The sequence below is a fragment of the Vibrio rumoiensis genome (assembly GCF_002218045.2).
GTDB lineage: Bacteria > Pseudomonadota > Gammaproteobacteria > Enterobacterales > Vibrionaceae > Vibrio > Vibrio rumoiensis.
The window spans coordinates 878,310-897,526 of sequence record NZ_AP018685.1; the positions used below are offsets into that span (position 1 = coordinate 878,310).

Consider the following 19,217-nt stretch of genomic DNA (forward strand, 5'->3'; position numbering starts at 1 on the left):
TTGACGTGGAACATTATATTAGCTTACTAGTTCGTTCGATTTTCATTGAGAATATGGCACTGTCTTTCTTCTTGGGCATGTGTACGTTTCTAGCGGTATCGAAAAAAGTAAAAACCTCAATCGGCCTTGGTGTTGCGGTTGTTGTGGTATTGACGTTGTCAGTGCCAATTAACAACTTGGTGTATACCTACGTGTTAAAAGAGGGCGCATTAGTTGAAGGTGTGGATTTAAGTTTCCTAAACTTCATCACTTTCATCGGTGTTATTGCCGCTCTAGTACAAATCTTGGAAATGGTGCTTGACCGCTTTTTCCCACCTTTGTACAACGCACTGGGTATTTTCCTACCGTTGATTACGGTTAACTGTGCCATCTTTGGTGGTGTGTCGTTCATGGTTCAACGTGACTATAACTTCACAGAGTCAATCGTATACGGCTTCGGTTCAGGTTTAGGTTGGATGTTAGCTATCGTTGCGTTAGCAGGTATCCGTGAGAAGATGAAATATTCAGATGTACCTCCAGGTCTTCGTGGTCTAGGTATTACTTTCATCACCGCGGGTCTTATGGCGTTAGGCTTTATGTCTTTCTCTGGTATTCAACTTTAAGGGTAAACGCCCAATAAATAAGGAATAGTCAATGGACATTATTCTTCTTGGCGTCGTGATGTTTACTCTGATCGTTCTAGCTTTAGTTTTAGTGATTCTTTTCGCTAAATCTAAGCTGGTTCCAGAAGGTGATATTACGATTTCCGTTAATGGCGATCCTGAGAAAGCCATTACAACAAGCGCAGGTAGCAAGCTACTTGGTGCACTATCAAGCTCTGGCATTTTCGTGTCTTCAGCTTGTGGTGGCGGTGGTTCTTGTGGCCAATGTCGCGTTAAAATCAAATCTGGTGGTGGCGATATTCTACCAACAGAATTGGATCATATTTCGAAAGGTGAAGCTCGTGAAGGTGAACGTTTAGCTTGTCAAGTTAACGTGAAAACCGACATGGAAATTGAATTACCTGAAGAAATCTTTGGTGTGAAAAAATGGGAATGTGAAGTTATTTCTAATAATAACGAAGCAACCTTCATCAAAGAATTCAAGATTGCGATCCCTGATGGTGAGTCTGTACCTTTCCGTGCAGGTGGTTATATTCAAATTGAAGCGCCAGCGCACCATATCAAATACTCTGACTTTGATATTCCTCAGGAATATCGTGAAGACTGGGAAAAATTCAACTTGTTCCGCTATGAATCAAAAGTGGAAGAAGAGACCATCCGTGCATACTCGATGGCGAACTATCCAGACGAAGAAGGTATTATTATGCTGAACGTGCGTATCGCTACGCCGCCACCTAATAATCCTGATGTACCACCGGGTATCATGTCTTCTTACATTTGGTCTCTGAAACCAGGCGACAAGTGTACGATTTCAGGTCCATTTGGTGAGTTCTTCGCGAAAGATACGGATGCGGAAATGGTGTTTGTCGGTGGTGGTGCTGGTATGGCGCCAATGCGTTCACATATTTTCGATCAGCTTAAGCGCCTGAAGTCTAAGCGTAAGATGAGCTTCTGGTATGGTGCTCGTTCTAAGCGTGAAATGTTCTACGTAGAAGACTTTGATGGTCTAGCGGCTGAGAATGATAACTTTGAATGGCACTGTGCATTGTCTGATCCACTTCCAGAAGATAACTGGGAAGGTAAGACTGGCTTTATCCACAATGTTCTATACGAAAGCTACCTGAAAGATCATGAAGCTCCAGAAGATTGTGAATACTACATGTGTGGTCCACCAATGATGAACGCAGCCGTTATTGGCTTGCTGAAAGATCTTGGTGTGGAAGACGAAAACATTCTATTGGATGATTTCGGCGGCTAATCATTAAGCCTTTGATAATAATGGCTGACTTATCTAAGTCGGCCATTCTTTTTTAGAATAATTAGAAATGGCGATCTCACTTAGATTAGATAGCATCAATTTCTAATTATTTTATTGTTACCTTTTGAAAGGAGTAAGCAAGTGAAATTACGAACTATTCAACTTGCTAAGTCGGTACACGCTTGGCTTTTGGTTGTTCTCTCTGTGATATTATTAACCGGTTGTTCAAAACCAACAGAGCAAGTACACCTATCTGGTCCAACAATGGGAACGGGTTATAATGTAAAATACATTGTTCAAGATGAGCAGCCTAAGCCTGAAGTATTACAAAAAGAAATCGACAAAGTACTCGAGAAAGTGAATGATGAAATGTCGACTTATCGACCTGATTCCGAGCTTAGTCGCTTTAATCAACATACGAACAGCGAACCTTTTTCGGTTTCTAGTGATACTGCAGCAGTAGTTCGCGAAGCATTGCGCATTAATAAGCTCACAGAAGGGGCAATGGACGTGACGGTTGGTCCTATTGTGAACTTATGGGGGTTTGGGCCAGAAGATCGTCCTGATGTCGTTCCTACACCAGAAATGTTATCAGAGCGTCGTCAAATTACTGGAATTCAGCATTTAAGTGAAACCGGTGATGCGTTAATTAAAGATATTCCAGAGTTGTATGTTGATCTTTCAAGTATTGCGAAAGGCCGTGGTACTGATGAAGTAGCAGATTACTTAGAATCTGTTGGTATTCATAACTACATGGTTGAAGTGGGTGGCGAAATTCGCGTTAAAGGTAAAAACCGTGATGGTGTGCCTTGGCGTATCGCGGTAGAAAAACCCGTTGTTAACCAACGTTCTGTCGAAAATATTATTGAACCGGGTGATATGGCGATAGCGACTTCAGGTGATTATCGTAATTATTTTGAAGAAGATGGAATACGTTATTCTCATATCATTAATCCGAAAACAGGTAAGCCGATTAATAATAAAGTGGTTTCGGTGACAGTTCTTAATCCGTCGTGTATGACGGCAGATGGTTTATCGACAGGCTTGATGGTACTGGGTGAGACAGAAGGTTTGCGCATTGCCAACCAGAATAATATTCCGGTTTTGTATATCGTCAAAACAGATGACGGTTTTAAAGAATTTAGTTCAAATGCGTTTAAGCCGTATTTGAAAGACACACAATAGACGAGGTGCTCCATGGCAACTTATGGTATTACATTTTTTATTTTCTTAGCTGTGATCGCGGCAATGTCTGTGGGCTATATCTTTCAGAAGAAAGTGGTAAAAGGCAGTTGTGGCGGATTAGGGGCGGTAGGTGTTGATAAAGTCTGCAACTGTCCTGAACCATGTGATGCACGTAAGAAGCGTGAAGCTAAAGCTGCGCTACGAGCACAGAAATTAGCCGAGTGGGATAATAAACGCATCATGTAAATCTACGATAATAATTGCTTGATTAGAATGCCTCAACTTTATGAAGTTGGGGCATTTTTATTTCTTGGTATTCGTAGAATTTAGCGCTATCATTTAACTGTGTTTTTATACAGTATCTTGTGGTGTATCGGTGAATATCGAGCGTAAAATCATTCATATTGATATGGACTGTTTCTTTGCGGCAGTGGAAATGCGAGATTTTCCACAGTACCGTGATATACCTTTAGCCGTTGGCGGCAGCAGTAAGCAACGTGGTGTGATCAGCACTTGTAATTATATTGCGCGTCAATATGGTGTGCGATCGGCTTTGTCCACCGCAAAAGCCTATCAGTTATGCCCTCATCTCACTTTAGTACACGGTCGGATGGATGTGTATAAGCAAGTCTCAAAGCAGATTCGTGCGATATTCTCCCGTTATACGCCTCTTATCGAGCCATTATCGCTTGATGAAGCGTATTTGGATGTGACCGACAGTAAAATGTTGCACGGCTCAGCCACCTTGATTGCCGAAGCGATTCGGGCTGATATTGAACGTGAATTAAATCTAACTGCTTCGGCAGGTGTTGCTCCTCTCAAGTTTTTAGCTAAGATTGCTTCTGATCTTAATAAGCCAAATGGAATAGCTGTAATTCCCCCTGAGAAGGTGCAATCAACAATAGACCAATTACCATTAGAGAAGATTCCTGGTGTGGGTAAGGTAAGTATCGAGAAGCTTCATCAAGCCGGTCTGTACACTTGCTTAGATGTGCGGCAATCAAACTATCGTGATGTATTAGGGCAATTTGGTTTACTTGGCGCTTCTCTATGGAAGAAAAGTCATGGTATCGATAACCGAGAAGTAGTGGTTGAGCGAAACCGTAAATCGGTTGGGGTAGAAAGAACCTTTAGTGAAAATATATCCACCTTTGAACAGTGTTGGCAAGTTATTGAGCAAAAGCTCTACCCTGAGTTAGATGCAAGGTTACTGAAAGCATCACCATCAAAGGCGATAACCAAGCAAGGTATTAAAGTGAAGTTTGCTGATTTCCAACAGACGACCATTGAGCATAATGCGCAGATATTTACTTTAGAAGATTATAAAGAATTGCTACAAGAAGTCCTGACGCGTCAAAAGGGACGTGAAATACGTTTGCTCGGAGTGAGTGTGATGTTGAAGCCTGAGGAAATGGAAAGGCAGCTGTGTTTGATATGACTAAGCTCGATTTTTGAATCTCGTTTCTCGAGTTGGGATCGAGAAACGAGAGACGCTAACCGAACAACGTATTTATGCTTTTTCGGGAATATTTTCCAAGATGGCGATCATTTGTTCCCAATAAAGTGCCACGCTGGCTATCTCTACTTTTTCATCTGGAGAGTGTGGGAACTTGATAGTAGGGCCAAACGAAATCATATCCATATTCGGGTAGGGTTTCTTAAATAGACCACATTCAAGGCCAGCATGAATCACCATGATATTCGGTTTTTTACCATAAATACCTTCATAAACATCGCGGAAGATATGCATGATTTGTGAGTCTGGATCCGGTTTCCAGCCAGGATAAGCCCCATCAAATTGAATTTTTGCTCCTGCAAGCTCAGCTAGAGAAGCCAAAGTGCCTTCAACCATTTCACGTCCAGAATCAATCAATGAGCGGACTAAGCAAAGAATGGTGATTTTATTTTCTTCAGTAGTAATTACGCCAACATTCAACGATGTTTCAACCACACCTTCAATGTTGTCATCCATGCGAATCACCCCATTTGGGCAGCTATTTAATGCGGCAATAAAGCGTGATTGCACCGCTGGAGTCAACGGTGAAAATTGACTACTTGCTTCTGTAATTTGGCTAGTGAGTGCAGTTTCAATTTGTCCTAGTTCTTGTTGAACTAAGGCTGTGTATTGATTGAACGCGTCTGTGAGCTCAGCTTGTTTTGAATTTGGTACCGCGATAATTGCTGCGGCTTCACGTGGGATGGCATTACGAAGGCTACCCCCTTGGAATTCAATCACACGTAAATCTAAGTTTTTAGCGTGGTTGGCTAAGAAACGAGCAAGGAATTTATTGGCATTACCGCGGCCAGTGTGAATATCACAACCAGAGTGGCCACCTTTTAAGCCTTTAACCGCAAGCTTTAGGACCGTATGGTCAGTTGGTATTACTTCACGTTCTAGGTCAAAAATGATAGAGGCGTTTACACCACCAGCACAACCCATGTAGATTTCGCCTTCTTGCTCAGAATCGGTGTTCAACAGAATCTCAGCATCAAGCCAACCTTCTTTTAGCGCGAAAGCACCTGTCATGCCAGCTTCTTCGTCAATAGTGAGTAAGACTTCTAATGGGCCGTGTTTAATATCGCTCGAAGCTAATACAGCCAAGCATGAAGCCATACCCATACCGTTGTCAGCGCCAAGCGTTGTACCTTTAGCCGTCACCCATTCACCATCAATATAAGGTTGAATTGGATCTTGAGCGAAATCATGAGCGGTATCTTCATTTTTTTGTGGCACCATATCAATATGAGCCTGAAGAACGACCTTCTTTTTATTTTCCATACCTGCCGTTGCAGGTTTAGTAATAAATACGTTGCCGGCTTCATCGCGTTTTACTGGTAAGTTTTGAGACGTTGCCCATTCGACGATGTATTGAGCAAGAGCCTCTTCATGCTTCGATGGGTGAGGTATCGAACAGATTTTATCGAAGAATTGCCAAACAGGTTGGGGTGAAAGTTGACTGATTTCAGAATGTTGATTCGACACAAAAGACTCCTAATTGGAATACATCTATCTACACTGAGTAAATAGAATAGTGGAAATAAGTTGTTTATAGGTTATGTGTAGAATAATGCTACTTGAAAGGCCCGATGTACAGCATAGAGATAAGATTAATGAATAAGATTGGTACTTTCAACATTATAAATGAGGCTGTGAGAGTGGTTTTTACTCAGTATAGTTATTTTATTACTTTAATTTGTGATCTTACTCGTTTTTTATAGGTAACCCGTCTTTAAGTAAAAAATAAATTGTAATTAAATTACCATTTGTGTACTATCTCACCACTTCTTTAATGGTAGTAAGAACGGAGTGATTACTATCTTAGATGTGAACAAAGATTGAATGATAAATGGCAGTAATTACCTTTCTATCTAAAGGTGCTACGATCGGATGTGTTCAGTGTTTGTTTTTCATTACCCCCTATTATTCAGAATAGATGGATCGCTAAGATTTCAGAATTCTATCGCCACCTAATATTTAGGTGGCTTTTTTTTATCTAAAGACCTTCTAGATTGCTTATATTCTGGGCTCTAATCGATTAAAAGTGAGATTCCGATTGCTTTCATTATCAATATTTGGAAAACTACACGCCTTTTCACTCAATCGATTGCGCAATCGTTTAAAATTGCTGCTATGCACACTCTAGGGATACAACATGTTAGAAAAGTTATTTAAGTTATCGGAATACGGCACGAACGTAAAAACCGAAATCTTAGCCGGCGTTACGACGTTTTTGACGATGGCTTATATCATTTTTGTTAACCCTGCTATTTTATCACAAGCAGGCATGGATCACGGTTCGGTCTTTGTTGCAACTTGTCTTGCTGCCGCTATTGGTTGTTTCATTATGGGTTTCTACGCTAACTACCCAATTGCTCAAGCTCCGGGGATGGGCTTAAATGCCTTCTTTACCTACACCGTAGTATTAGGAATGGGGCATACGTGGCAAGTGGCTTTAGCAGCAGTATTTTGCTCAGGTATCCTCTTCATTTTATTGAGCTTGTTTAAGATTCGTGAGTTGATTATTAATTCGATTCCGATGTCTTTACGTTTAGGGATCTCTGCTGGTATTGGTCTATTCTTAGCGTTAATTGCACTGAAGAATGCTGGTATCGTCGTAGGTAGCCCTGCAACCTTGGTTACGGTAGGCGATCTTACATCCATCCCTGCCATTTTAGGTGCACTAGGCTTTGTATTAACGATTGTTTTGGTTCATCGCGGATTTAAAGCCGCGGTAATGATTGCTATTTTGGTGATTACTGCAATTGGTGTGATCTTAGGTGATGTGGCTTATGGTGGCATTATGTCTATGCCTCCAAGTATGGCTCCAACTTTCTTGCAGCTTGATTTCTCAGCTATTTTAGATGTCGGTATGATTTCAGTTGTGTTTGCTTTCTTGTTTGTCGATTTATTTGATACTGCAGGCACTCTCGTTGGCGTAGCCAATAAAGCAGGTTTTATTGGTAAGGATGGAAAAATTCCTCGCTTGAATAAAGCATTATTATCAGATTCAACTGCCACTTCTATCGGGGCATTACTCGGTACTTCAAATACGACTTCATTTGTTGAAAGTACGGCTGGTGTTGCTGTTGGTGGTCGTACAGGTTTAACTGCAGTTGTTGTTGGTATTTTATTCCTTCTTGCTTTATTCTTCTCGCCATTAGCGGGAATGGTTCCAGCGTATGCGACAACGGGCGCATTATTTTATGTGGCTATTTTGATGTTATCAGGCCTTGTAAACATCGAATGGGATGATTTAAGTGAAGCAGCACCAGTTGCCGTCGTTTGCCTATTGATGCCTTTGACCTTCTCGATTGCTGAAGGCATCGCGATGGGGTTTGTCACTTATGCAGCGATTAAACTATTAAGCGGTAAAGCGCGTGAAGTGAACGTTGGCGTTTGGATTCTCGCCTTAATATTCTTGTTAAAATTCATTTTTACAGGTGCTTAATCGCATCTTAGAAACACAAACAAAGCAGGTTTTATATTATGAGTAATAAATTCATTATCACTTGGGACAATATGCAAATGTATTGTCGTCAGTTAGCGGCTAAGCAAATGCCAGCTGAGCAGTGGAAAGGTATTGTTGGCGTTAGCCGTGGTGGTTTAGTTCCTGCTGCTATTTTGGCTCGTGAGCTGGGGATTCGTTATGTTGATACGATTTGTATCTCTAGCTACGACCATGACCATCAGCGCGAAATGAAAGTATTAAAAACGATTGAAGGTGATGGTGAAGGTTTCCTTATCGTGGATGATTTAGTGGATAGTGGTGATACTGCTCGCCATATTCGCGAAATGTATCCTAAAGCTAAGCTCATTACAGTCTGTGCTAAGCCTGCTGGGCAAGATCTTGTTGATGATTATATTGTCGATATTGCTCAAGACACATGGATTGAACAGCCTTGGGATATGACACTTCAGTTTGAAGAGCCGGTTAATCGCAAGCAAAAATAATTCAAAGTCATTTATTGAATGAAGAAACAAACCCTGCACTACGGTGTGGGGTTTTTTGTTTGTTTTGCGATGAATTGATTGGCATAACCTAGGGGGAAAGCGTTATCCTAAGGTGGTATTTTATCAAGAGGGTTTAGACTATGGCGCCATTTAAACATGACAAGCAAAAGCAGCGTTATGAAGTCGAAGTTGCACCAGGTTACTGGGCACATTTAGATTATCTTGATCATAACGGCGCTTTAACGATTACTCATACTTTTGTGCCTGATGAACTGCGTGGGCAAGGTTGTGGCAAAATCTTAATGGAAACAGTGTTAACGGACGTTGATGCTCAAAATCTCAATGTTCGACCAGTTTGTAGTTATGCCGTTGTATATCTAGAACGTCATGCTCAATGGCAGCATTTGCTGGCGAAATAATGATTGAAAGAACATGTGGAGATGTACCTTGGAACCAAGTAATAAGAATTTATCTGAATCACTGTTCAACAAGCATCAGCATGCCAAAGAAACGTCGAGTTTTATCAGCTATTTATCGGATAGTCAGGCCTTATTAGATGCCAACCAAAAGCGTAGTAAAAGTGCCTGGTACCGAGCTTTACGTCGCATGCAGTGGATATGGCAAGGTTTAGATCCTATTGAGATTGAATCGGTTTTTGCTCGCATTGCTAGCTCAGGTAATAAGCATAATCACCCTGATTGGCTTGATACTGTGGCTGGATATCGCCCAGGAAATTGGGCATATGAATGGTCGCAACAAGGTGCGTTTCATCAGAAAAAGGCCGTTCAACTGAGTGGTGAAGCCGCTTCGAATGAATATTTCATTGCTAGCTTGTGTTTTAGTGTTGCCAGTTATCCGCACCTTAAAGGGGATAATTTGTCTATTCAAGCACAAGTCCTTGCCAATAAGGCTTATGCTGATGCGATGGAGCATAGTCCTTATGTCACTAAAGCGTTGAAGATTCCGTATAAAAATAAAAAGATCATGGCTAACCTTCATTTGCCACATACTGAAAAGCCACTTCCTATTGTAATGGTCAGTGCCGGGATCGATAGTTTACAGACCGATATGTGGCGCTTGTTTCGAGATTTTCTTGCGCAACATGAAATAGGTATGCTTACGGTTGATATGCCCGGTGTTGGAGCGAATATTCATTGGTCAATGACAGAAGACTCAAGTTGTTTGCATCAAGCGGTACTCAACGAGCTACCAAATATTCCTTGGGTCGATCATTATAAAGTTGGGCTATTAGGTTTTCGCTTTGCGGGTAATGTGATGGCCAGATTGTCATTTATCGAGCAAGAAAAAGTAAGTGCATGTGTTGCTTTGGGTGCACCAATTCATGAGTTGTTATCCGATGCGAATAAATTCGGTATGATGCCTAAGATGTACCTAGATACACTCGCTTCTCGCGTTGGAAAAAATGCGGTCGATATAGCCAGCTTTTCTCAACAAGTCCGAGCTTGGTCACTAAAATCTCAAGGTTTACTTGCTGGCAGAAAAACGACGGTACCAATTTTAGCACTAGGGTTAGAAGGTGACCCGGTTGGTTCTAAGTTGGATAACCAAAGTCTGGCTACTTTCAGTCAAGGTGGTAAAGCGGTTGAATTGAGAACCAAGTCAATTTCACAAGGGTATGATCAAGCGCTCAATTCTGCCGTCGATTGGCTTAAAATTGCGCTCAAAAAGTGACATTTGTGAGCGAATAGTGAACTATAGACAAGGAGGTCAATGGATTATTGATCTTCTTAAATTATAATAATGTATGGAGAATTCAATGACTGACGCTTCTGCACCAACTCACTATCGTTTAATGACAGCCTTGAAAGCTATTGGTCCTTATTTACGTGAAGGTGAATGCGAGTCTGGTACTTATCTATTTGATTGCTTATCGGTCTGCGTGGATGATAAAAAGTCACCAGAATTAAGAGAGTTTTGGGGCTGGTGGCTAGAATTAAACAAACAGGAAGATAATTTTGTCGCCAATTATACGTTGGGTAAATACGATGAAACTGGCGATTGGATTGATGTTGCGCTCCCTAAAAAATCACAACTTGAAGTAGAAAGAACGTTAGAAGAGTTCCATAAAAAGCTCGTTGCTGTGCTATCTGGAGATTACAATTACACCGTTAGTCTTCATAAAAACTCCTTTGATACGGTGTAACTAGCCGCAAGATTATCCGAATAGAGAATATTGCAAGGCGTGTTTGTGGATTATCCGCAACACGCCTTATCTTTTACTTGTGAAATGCCGCTTGTATTGATACAACATTATACTCAAGTGACTTCAAGATGCAGAATTCAGAGCTCTCATCCGAATCTTTAGATAAGGAAGATTGGCGAATGTAGGTAAGTACCTTTCAAACCAATCTGACGCAGCCTAAAGTTTGTTTTATTCTTGCTGAAACTCGCACCTTGAAGTCACTTGGGTATACCCTTTTATTATTTTCATTTTTGACAGGAAACACATGTCAACTCAAGCCTCTTCAAATCAAAGTGGAAACAACAAACTGGAATCTCAAACCATCGTGGTAAAATTGGGAACTAGTGTGCTGACTGGCGGTACCTTAGAAATTAATAAAGCTCGTATGGTTGACCTTGTTCGTCAATGTGCTGAGTTAAAAAATCAAGGTCATCAAATTGTTATTGTCTCTTCTGGCGCCATCGCAGCAGGGAGAGAACATCTTGGCTACCCCGCATTACCCAACTCAATGGCCAGTAAGCAATTGTTAGCTGCGGTTGGGCAAAGCCGCTTGATTCAAGTTTGGGAATCCTTATTTGAATTGTACGGCATTAAAATTGGCCAAATGCTGCTCACGCGTGCCGATTTGAAAGACCGTGAACGCTTCCTGAATGCGCGAGATACCATTAATGCGTTGATTGAGCACGGTATTGTGCCTGTTGTGAATGAAAATGATGCGGTTGCTACCACCGAAATTAAAGTCGGTGATAACGATAACCTTTCAGCCTTGGTTGGCATTTTGTGTGGTGCGGATAAGTTGCTTTTATTGACCGACCAATCCGGTTTATTTACTGCTGATCCTCGAAAAGATCCGAGCGCGGAGTTGATTCGTGAGGTGAAAACCATCGATGAGACATTGCGTAAAATTGCGGGTGGCAGTGGAACAACACTGGGTACCGGTGGCATGGCGACTAAACTACAAGCCGCTGATATCGCACGCCGTACTGGTATTGAAGTGGTGATAGCGGCAGGCAGTAGTCCAAATGTGATTGTAGATACATTAAGTGATAAGCCACAAGGCACACGTTTTCTTGCTCTGGAAGAGTCGCTAGAAAATCGTAAACGTTGGATTCTGGCGGGCCCAGCTTCCGTCGGAGACTTGGTGTTAGATGATGGTGCAGCGAAGGCGGTTATTGAGCGAGGCAGTAGTTTATTAGCTAAAGGCATCATTCAAGCAAAAGGCACTTTTTCACGCGGTGATGTGGTGCGTTTACGTGATCAACACGGGCAACTACTCGCGAAAGGTATTGTTAGCTATTCAGATACTGAATTAGAGTTGCTGATTGGAAAGCATAGTACTGAGATTGAAGCGACATTAGGTTATGCGTATGGCGCCACTATTATTCATCGCGATGATTTGGTTATTATTCAAGAGTAATCAGCTAAAAAGAATGTAAGGAAAATATTGTGGATTTAACACTAATGGGTCAAGCGGCAAAGCAAGCCGCATTTCAATTAGCGACAGCGTCAACCGCTCAAAAAAATAAAGCACTCTCCATCATTGCTGATGAGCTTGAATCCAACGCCAAGACTATTTTAGCGGCCAATGAGAAAGATATTGAACTAGGTCGAGAAGCTGGGTTAACCGATGCATTGTTAGACCGCTTGCTCTTAAACCAGTCTCGCTTAGAGGGTATTGCTGCTGATGTTCGTAATGTGATTAACCTGAATGATCCTGTTGGTAGTGAGATTGACAGTAAAGTGTTAGAAAACGGTATGACATTGGCGCGTCGTCGCGTTCCTTTGGGTGTTGTAGGTGTCATTTACGAAGCTCGTCCAAATGTGACGATTGATATTGCAGCTTTGTGTTTGAAAACCGGTAATGCCAGCATTTTGCGTGGCGGAAAAGAGACTTTCTTTTCTAATATGGAGCTGGTCAAAGTCATTCAGATAGCGCTTGAGAAAGCTGGTTTACCTGCTGCTGCTGTGCAATACATCGAAAAACCGGATCGTGAACTCGTTTCACAGTTGCTGAAACTGGATGATTATGTCGACATGATCATTCCTCGTGGTGGTGCTGGTCTACATAAAATGTGTAAGGAAAACAGCACAATTCCGGTGATCATTGGTGGATTTGGGATCAGTCATATTTTTGTCGATGAAACGGCCGATTTAGCGAAATCTATCGATGTCATTGAAAATGCAAAAGTACAACGTCCATCGGCTTGTAACTCTCTTGATACGTTATTGGTGCATGAAAACGTTGCCGCTCAATTTTTGCCTAAACTGGCGAAACAGTTAGGTGAGAAAGTGGCTTTAGTCGCGGAACCGAAAGCGAAAGCTTTATTAGGGGATTTACCACAGTTGCGTGAGGTGCAAGAAGGGGACTTCGATACGGAATGGCTGAGCTATACCTTAGGGGTAAAAGTTGTTAGCGATATTGCGGAGGCGATTGACCACATGCAGGTGCATAATGCGAGTCACTCAGATGCCATCATGACAGAATCCATTCGTAATGCTGAATTATTTATTAACTCAGCAGGTTCGGCAGCAGTATACGTGAATGCTTCTACACGCTTCACTGATGGCGCTCAATTTGGCTTGGGGGCGGAAGTGGCGGTCTCTACTCAAAAGCTGCATGCACGCGGCCCTATGGGCTTAGAAGAGCTGACTAGTTATAAGTGGGTGGGTAAAGCGGATTATCTAATTCGACAATAAACAGTCGAATCTCGTGACTCGGAAGCTCGTTTCTCGACGCTGTCTTTTCGAACTATGAAGTTACTAGAAACAAAAAAGATCGCGATTTAAATCGCGATCTTTTTTATGTTTATCTTGAAGCTAGAAACTCAAAAATTGACTTTTCTTTTTCGAGCTACTAGGAGCGAAGCGCCCGCATACCGAGCTTCGTTGTTTATTTTATTTCAATCCCTTGCGCTTGCATATCAGCATGGTACGAAGAACGTACGAATGGACCACATGCTGCATGGGTAAAGCCGAGTTCTAGAGCGATTTCTTTTAGTTCATCAAACTCAGAAGGCGGTACATACCGTTCAACCGGTAAGTGGTGACGGCTTGGAGCTAAGTATTGTCCTAGTGTCAGCATCGTCACGCCGTGAGCACGTAGATCTTTCAGTACTTCGACAATCTCTTCTTTGGTTTCACCTAAGCCCATCATTAAGCCAGACTTAGTTGGAATATGTGGGTGCTGCTCTTTAAATTTCTGCAGGAGTTGTAAAGACCATTTGTAATTCGCGCCAGGACGAGCTCGACGATATAGGCGAGGTGCAGTTTCCAGGTTGTGGTTGAACACATCGGGTGGATTGTCTTTCATTAACTCCAGTGCCACGTCCATGCGACCACGGAAATCCGGCACTAAAGTTTCAATTTTAATGTTTGGATTTTTTTCACGAATCGCTTTATTACATTCAGCAAAATGTTGTGCACCACCGTCTCGTAGATCATCACGGTCAACCGAGGTGATGACTACATATTTTAGTTTCATATCTTGAATGGTTTGAGCCAGTTTTTGAGGCTCATTGGCTTCTGGTGCATTTGGGCGGCCGTGGGCTACATCACAGAAAGGGCAGCGACGAGTACAAATTGCGCCTAAGATCATAAATGTCGCTGTACCATGGTTAAAACATTCAGCTAAGTTAGGGCAAGAAGCTTCTTCACAAACTGAATGAAGGTCATTTTTGCGCATAGCGGCTTTGATGTCTTGAATTCGTTGGCTATCAGAAGGCAGTTTTATTTTCATCCATTCCGGCTTGCGTAAGATCTCAGTCTTTTCTACCGCCACCGTTTTGGTTGGAATTAATGCCATTTTATCAGCGTCGCGATATTTAACGCCTTTTTCCATTTGAATTGGTTTACTCATAACTTCCTACTTTTTAAAGCTGTCGCGTATATTTTCAGCGGCTTTCTGTCGTAACGTCAACTTGAGTATATTCAAGTTGGTGAGTGATTTTTTCGATTAATACGGATTCGACACTTGAAACAGAGTTTGGACCGTTGACGTCTTTAACCTGTATCATTTCCATACCAGCGTAGCCACAAGGGTTGATACGAAGAAATGGAGATAGGTCCATATTGACGTTTAGCGCTAGGCCGTGAAAAGAACAACCTTTGCGGATACGTAAACCTAAAGAACAAATCTTTCGTTGTTCGACATAAACGCCAGGTGCATCTGAACGTGATGCCGAGGAGATGCCAAACTCTTTGAGTGTCGCTATGACGATATTTTCAATATGAGTGACCAGTTCACGCACACCAATATTCTTGCGGCGTAAATTTATCATAAAGTAAGCGACGATTTGTCCTGGACCGTGATAAGTCACTTGTCCACCTCGGTCACTCTGCACGACAGGAATATCCCCAGTATTTAATAGGTGTTCAACTTTACCCGCTTGTCCTTGGGTAAAAACCGGGTTGTGTTCCACTAGCCACACTTCATCAACCGTTTGAATATCTCGCTCATCGGTAAAGCGATGCATTGCTTCCCAAACAGGAAGGTAATCTTGTCGGCCAAGTTGTCTGACGACGACATGGTTGGGTGAAGCTGTAGGGAGTTCTACTATAGTGGCTTGATCTGAGTGGCTATCCATGTACAAAATCCTAACGCAGAGTGATGTGTCAATGAAGGGATGTCCTACAACACTGGATCAGCTAAATATTATAAACCTCTTTAGTGCCGCTAACTACTCATAAGCAGTAAGGGTATATGAGTTTGTTTCGGTATTTTGAGCTGATCCAAATAATATCGTATTGATTATAAAACCATGCGTACGATTTCAATCTCACCAAGTTCTTTATATAAAGTTTCAACTTGTTCAATCGAGGTCGCGGTGATGGTTATTGAAACGGAATTATAAGTCCCTTTTCCACTAGGTTTAATACTTGGAGAATAATCACCTGGGGCGTGCTTTTGAATAACACTCAATACAAGATCGGGTAACTCTGGTTTCGCGTAGCCCATTACTTTATAGGTAAATTGACATGGGAATTCGAGTAAGTCTTTTAGTTTTGGTTGCTCTTGCATACCGTGCTCCTGAGGGGAAAGGGGGCGATAAAGCGTGAATAGTAATGCGATTGAAGTAGGATCTCAACCACCGTGGGCTATCCATATAGTATAGATTATGCACTTTTGTTTTTAGCGTGAGTGTTACTGATAAAGAATATAAACAAAATGAATGCGTTATCGCACAGAGGTTCTTATTATCTAAAAACAAAAAAGCCGCATAATCAGCGGCTTTTGTTGTTAGTTAATGGTGATGTGCTTTATCGCAAGCTACTTAGAACCAGCTTTTAAATAGTAAAACAATGTAGTCAATTAAGCGGCTAAAGATACCACCTTCTTTGACATCTTCTTGAGCAACCAGTGGGTACTCTGCAACATCTTTACCATTTAGTTGGTAAAATAATTTACCAACCACTTCGCCTTTGTTGATAGGCGCTTTAAGCTCTTTATCTAGAACGAAGCTAGCTGAAAGGTTTTTTGCTTGGCCACGAGGTACCGTTACAAACGTATTTTCTTGTACACCTAAAGAGATTTCACTCTTATCGCCCATCCAGATTTTTTCTTTAACAAACTCTTCTCCCGCTTTGTGTGGAGCAACAGTTTCAAAGAAGCGGAAGCCGAAGTTTAGTAATTTTTTGCTCTCTGCTTTACGAGCATTTTCACTCTTAGTACCCATTACTACAGAGACTAAACGCATGTCGCCTTCAGTTGCAGAAGTCACAAGGTTGTAGCCCGCACCACTTGTATGGCCAGTTTTAATACCATCAACGTGCATGCTCTTATCCCACAATAGACCGTTACGGTTGTATTGAGTGATGCCATTGTAAGTGAATGATTTTTGAGCGTAGATTTTGTATTCATCTGGTACATCACGAACGAGTGCAGCGCCTAAAATAGCAAGGTCGTGAGCGGTAGAGTAGTGCTCGTCGTTATCTAGGCCATGAACGTTAACAAAGTGAGAGTTCACCATGCCAATTTTTTGTGCCCATTGATTCATTAAATCAACAAATGAATCTTCAGAACCGGCAATGTGTTCAGCCATCGCGACACAAGCATCGTTACCAGAATCCACGATGATGCCTTGGTTTAGCTCATCAACAGTAACGGTTTTGCCTACTTCGATGAACATTTTAGATGAATCTGGGAAATTTTTTGCCCAAGCATTTTCACTAACCACGACTTCATCAGAGCGAGAAATGCTGCCTGATTTGATTTCTTGGCCAATCACGTAGCTGGTTAACATTTTAGTCAAACTAGCTGGGTGGCGGCGCTCATCCATATTTTTTTCAGCTAAGATTTTTCCTGAATGGTAATCCATTAACACAAAGCTTTGCGCTGCAATTTCTGGAGCGTTAGGCACTACGATAGGATCGGATGCAGAAGCATTCAATGAAATCAAAGATGCTGAAAGTGCCAATGAAGGTATTAGCAAAGATGTTAGATATTTAGCTGTATTTTTCATGTGATAAATGCAATCAATATTTTAGGTGAACGTATATTTTTCGTATTCTAACAGAAACTTTTCTAGAAATCAGATATGGTTCAAAAGTCTACGAAAACTGACAATATCGTTTAACCGCAAGACGATAAAGAGCTACTTTTTGTTGTATTACTTACGAGTCTGGTGCTTCATAAAGGCTGATTGATAGCCACTTTGCTGAAGCTTAATCAAGACTTGATTGGCATCGCTTTGATCTTTCCATGGCCCAAGCATAATGCGATTGATGCTGCTTGTACTGTCAACACTATATTGTGATGAATACTTTTGACCAAGGTTTACCGCTAAAGTTCGGGCTTTTTCAGCATCAGAAACAGCGGCAACTTGAATGAGGTATTCTTGCTTTGAATAAGCATGGTCCACTTTATTTTTTGGCACCGTAATATAATCTATTTTTACAGGGGCGGTACCGGCTTGGTAGACACCTAGTTTGTAGGCGGCGGCGTAGCTTAAATCAATAATACGACCATCATGAAAAGGCCCGCGGTCGTTGATTCTAACGATTGCAGTTTTGCCGTTTGCAGTATTAGTTACTTTGACATAACTTGGGATTGGTAGTGTCTTATGAGCCGCTGACATGGAATACATATCATACACTTCACCATTAGACGTTAAGTGGCCATGAAACTTTTTACCATACCAAGAGGCGTAACCAGATTGAGTAAAGTTTTTAGTATCTTTGACGATTTTATAATCTTTACCGCGTAGGCTGTAATCACGATTTCCACCACGACTAAAGGGTTCGTAGCGTGGGTGAGCATCTTCGATATTGGCTACAGAGATTGGGTCTTCTGGAGCAACATCATCCGACAATTTATATCGGTCACTTTGAGACGATGAGCAACCGGTTAAAATTACGAAGACCATCCATAGGCCATAACGGCAATATTTTTTCATCAATTTAATTCGCCTTTGAAAGCATTTTTCTATGAGTGTGAATTGACATTAAAATACCAAACCCTGCCAGCAAGGTTATCATCGAGGTACCACCGTAGCTAATTAGTGGCAAAGGTACACCTACCACAGGTAAAATGCCACTTACCATGCCAATATTTACAAATACATACACAAAAAAGCTCAGTACGATACTACCGCCCATCATTCGGCCAAATGCCGTTTGTGCTTGTGTTGCTAAGTAAAGCCCACGAGCAATAATGAATAAGTAAACTGAAAGCAATAATGTTACGCCGATAATACCCCATTCTTCGGCGATGACTGCAAAGATAAAGTCAGTATGTCGCTCTGGGACAAATTCAAGTTGAGATTGAGTGCCGTGCAACCAGCCTTTACCGGTTAAGCCTCCGGAACCAATGGCAATTTTACTTTGAATAATATGATAACCAGCCCCTAGTGGGTCAGACTCTGGATTGAAGAGCGTTCTTACTCGTGTTTTCTGATATTCATGCATCAAGAAGAACCAAAGAACGGGAATAAATCCGCCAATCGCTACACCTGCAGCGATAATGATTCGCCAACTGATCCCGGCTAAGAAAATAACAAAGATGCCTGATGCGGCAATCAAAATAGAGGTTCCGAGATCAGGTTGTTTTGCAATTAAAATTGTGGGTAAGCAAACTAAAATTAGCGAAGCGGCCAAGGTTCTAAGAGTTGGCGGAAGAGGTTGCTTACCAATGTATCTTGCTACCATAAGAGGCACTGCGAGTTTGAGTAACTCTGAAGGTTGAAATCGAACAAATCCAAGGTTTAACCAGCGTTGAGCACCTTTAGAGCTTTCACCAAAAAACAATACGCCGAGTAATAAACAGACTCCAACGACATATAAGATAGGTGCGAGTGATTCCATGGTTCGTGGTTTTATTTGGGCTAGAAAGAACATCACCCCTAAAGCCATTAGCATTCTCATCGCTTGTTTATCCATCATTTCATAGCTTTGCCCACTGGCGCTGTACATGATGACAAGACCAATGGCCATTAATAATAAAATGCCAAGTAGTAGAGGGAGGTCAATATGAAGGCGCTCAAAAAAAGAACGATTTTGCCCAGTGGCAGGATCCATTTTCAT

At 41.7% G+C, this 19,217-nt stretch carries 19 protein-coding genes; 12 read left to right on the plus strand and 7 right to left on the minus strand.

Annotation, left to right across the window (positions count from 1 at the left end):
* Window positions 1-5 precede the first annotated feature (5 nt).
* The 5 genes from nqrE (at window position 6) to dinB (ending at window position 4,483) form a co-directional block, all read left to right on the plus strand.
* Window positions 6-602 carry an NADH:ubiquinone reductase (Na(+)-transporting) subunit E gene (nqrE, locus tag VRUMOI_RS04015; RefSeq protein WP_089137498.1) on the plus strand — a complete coding sequence of 199 codons (597 nt, stop codon included), beginning with the start codon at window positions 6-8 and terminating at the stop codon, window positions 600-602.
* A 31-nt stretch (window positions 603-633) separates the two neighbouring features.
* The gene (gene nqrF / locus VRUMOI_RS04020) at window positions 634-1,860 is read left to right on the plus strand and encodes an NADH:ubiquinone reductase (Na(+)-transporting) subunit F (protein WP_089137497.1); all 1,227 of its coding nucleotides are present in this window, start codon (window positions 634-636) and stop codon (window positions 1,858-1,860) included.
* A 156-nt stretch (window positions 1,861-2,016) separates the two neighbouring features.
* On the plus strand, window positions 2,017-3,045 hold the full coding sequence (locus tag VRUMOI_RS04025; RefSeq protein ID WP_408646265.1) for an FAD:protein FMN transferase: 1,029 nt from the start codon (window positions 2,017-2,019) through the stop codon (window positions 3,043-3,045).
* Window positions 3,046-3,057: 12 nt separating this feature from the next.
* Window positions 3,058-3,291 (plus strand): (Na+)-NQR maturation NqrM, encoded by a 234-nt coding sequence (gene nqrM, locus VRUMOI_RS04030; protein WP_089137495.1) that lies wholly within the window; start codon window positions 3,058-3,060, stop codon window positions 3,289-3,291.
* A gap of 130 nt (window positions 3,292-3,421) precedes the next feature.
* Complete coding sequence (gene dinB, locus VRUMOI_RS04035) at window positions 3,422-4,483, plus strand: DNA polymerase IV (RefSeq protein WP_269459976.1); 1,062 nt, start codon at window positions 3,422-3,424, stop codon at window positions 4,481-4,483.
* A gap of 72 nt (window positions 4,484-4,555) precedes the next feature.
* Here the strand turns inward: dinB and VRUMOI_RS04040 are convergent, their stop codons facing one another.
* On the minus strand, window positions 4,556-6,028 hold the full coding sequence (locus tag VRUMOI_RS04040; RefSeq protein ID WP_089137494.1) for an aminoacyl-histidine dipeptidase: 1,473 nt from the start codon (window positions 6,026-6,028) through the stop codon (window positions 4,556-4,558).
* A gap of 670 nt (window positions 6,029-6,698) precedes the next feature.
* On the opposite strand from VRUMOI_RS04040, the gene VRUMOI_RS04045 reads away from it, so the two are divergent.
* The 7 genes from VRUMOI_RS04045 (at window position 6,699) to VRUMOI_RS04075 (ending at window position 13,397) form a co-directional block, all read left to right on the plus strand.
* The gene (locus VRUMOI_RS04045; RefSeq protein WP_089137493.1) at window positions 6,699-7,994 is read left to right on the plus strand and encodes an NCS2 family permease; all 1,296 of its coding nucleotides are present in this window, start codon (window positions 6,699-6,701) and stop codon (window positions 7,992-7,994) included.
* 38 nt (window positions 7,995-8,032) lie between these two features.
* Window positions 8,033-8,497: a xanthine phosphoribosyltransferase gene (gene gpt, locus VRUMOI_RS04050; protein ID WP_089122491.1), complete on the plus strand. Its 465-nt coding sequence runs from the start codon at window positions 8,033-8,035 to the stop codon at window positions 8,495-8,497.
* A 140-nt stretch (window positions 8,498-8,637) separates the two neighbouring features.
* Window positions 8,638-8,916 carry a GNAT family N-acetyltransferase gene (locus VRUMOI_RS04055; RefSeq protein ID WP_089137492.1) on the plus strand — a complete coding sequence of 93 codons (279 nt, stop codon included), beginning with the start codon at window positions 8,638-8,640 and terminating at the stop codon, window positions 8,914-8,916.
* A 13-nt stretch (window positions 8,917-8,929) separates the two neighbouring features.
* Window positions 8,930-10,189 (plus strand): esterase FrsA, encoded by a 1,260-nt coding sequence (gene frsA, locus VRUMOI_RS04060; RefSeq protein ID WP_089137491.1) that lies wholly within the window; start codon window positions 8,930-8,932, stop codon window positions 10,187-10,189.
* 85 nt (window positions 10,190-10,274) lie between these two features.
* On the plus strand, window positions 10,275-10,661 hold the full coding sequence (gene crl, locus VRUMOI_RS04065; protein WP_089137490.1) for a sigma factor-binding protein Crl: 387 nt from the start codon (window positions 10,275-10,277) through the stop codon (window positions 10,659-10,661).
* 304 nt (window positions 10,662-10,965) lie between these two features.
* The gene (proB, locus tag VRUMOI_RS04070) at window positions 10,966-12,117 is read left to right on the plus strand and encodes a glutamate 5-kinase (protein ID WP_089137489.1); all 1,152 of its coding nucleotides are present in this window, start codon (window positions 10,966-10,968) and stop codon (window positions 12,115-12,117) included.
* 29 nt (window positions 12,118-12,146) lie between these two features.
* On the plus strand, window positions 12,147-13,397 hold the full coding sequence (locus VRUMOI_RS04075) for a glutamate-5-semialdehyde dehydrogenase (RefSeq protein WP_089137488.1): 1,251 nt from the start codon (window positions 12,147-12,149) through the stop codon (window positions 13,395-13,397).
* A gap of 193 nt (window positions 13,398-13,590) precedes the next feature.
* Here the strand turns inward: VRUMOI_RS04075 and lipA are convergent, their stop codons facing one another.
* The 6 genes from lipA to rodA form a co-directional block, all read right to left on the minus strand.
* Complete coding sequence (gene lipA, locus VRUMOI_RS04080) at window positions 13,591-14,556, minus strand: lipoyl synthase (protein ID WP_089137487.1); 966 nt, start codon at window positions 14,554-14,556, stop codon at window positions 13,591-13,593.
* 34 nt (window positions 14,557-14,590) lie between these two features.
* Entirely contained in the window at window positions 14,591-15,283 is a 693-nt protein-coding gene (gene lipB / locus VRUMOI_RS04085) for a lipoyl(octanoyl) transferase LipB (RefSeq protein ID WP_089137486.1), read from the minus strand.
* A 164-nt stretch (window positions 15,284-15,447) separates the two neighbouring features.
* Window positions 15,448-15,717 (minus strand): DUF493 family protein YbeD, encoded by a 270-nt coding sequence (ybeD, locus tag VRUMOI_RS04090; RefSeq protein WP_089137485.1) that lies wholly within the window; start codon window positions 15,715-15,717, stop codon window positions 15,448-15,450.
* Between the two features lie 253 nt (window positions 15,718-15,970).
* On the minus strand, window positions 15,971-17,158 hold the full coding sequence (locus VRUMOI_RS04095; RefSeq protein ID WP_089137484.1) for a serine hydrolase: 1,188 nt from the start codon (window positions 17,156-17,158) through the stop codon (window positions 15,971-15,973).
* A gap of 147 nt (window positions 17,159-17,305) precedes the next feature.
* On the minus strand, window positions 17,306-18,091 hold the full coding sequence (locus VRUMOI_RS04100; protein WP_089137483.1) for a septal ring lytic transglycosylase RlpA family protein: 786 nt from the start codon (window positions 18,089-18,091) through the stop codon (window positions 17,306-17,308).
* A gap of 4 nt (window positions 18,092-18,095) precedes the next feature.
* Window positions 18,096-19,217: a rod shape-determining protein RodA gene (gene rodA / locus VRUMOI_RS04105; protein WP_089137482.1), complete on the minus strand. Its 1,122-nt coding sequence runs from the start codon at window positions 19,215-19,217 to the stop codon at window positions 18,096-18,098.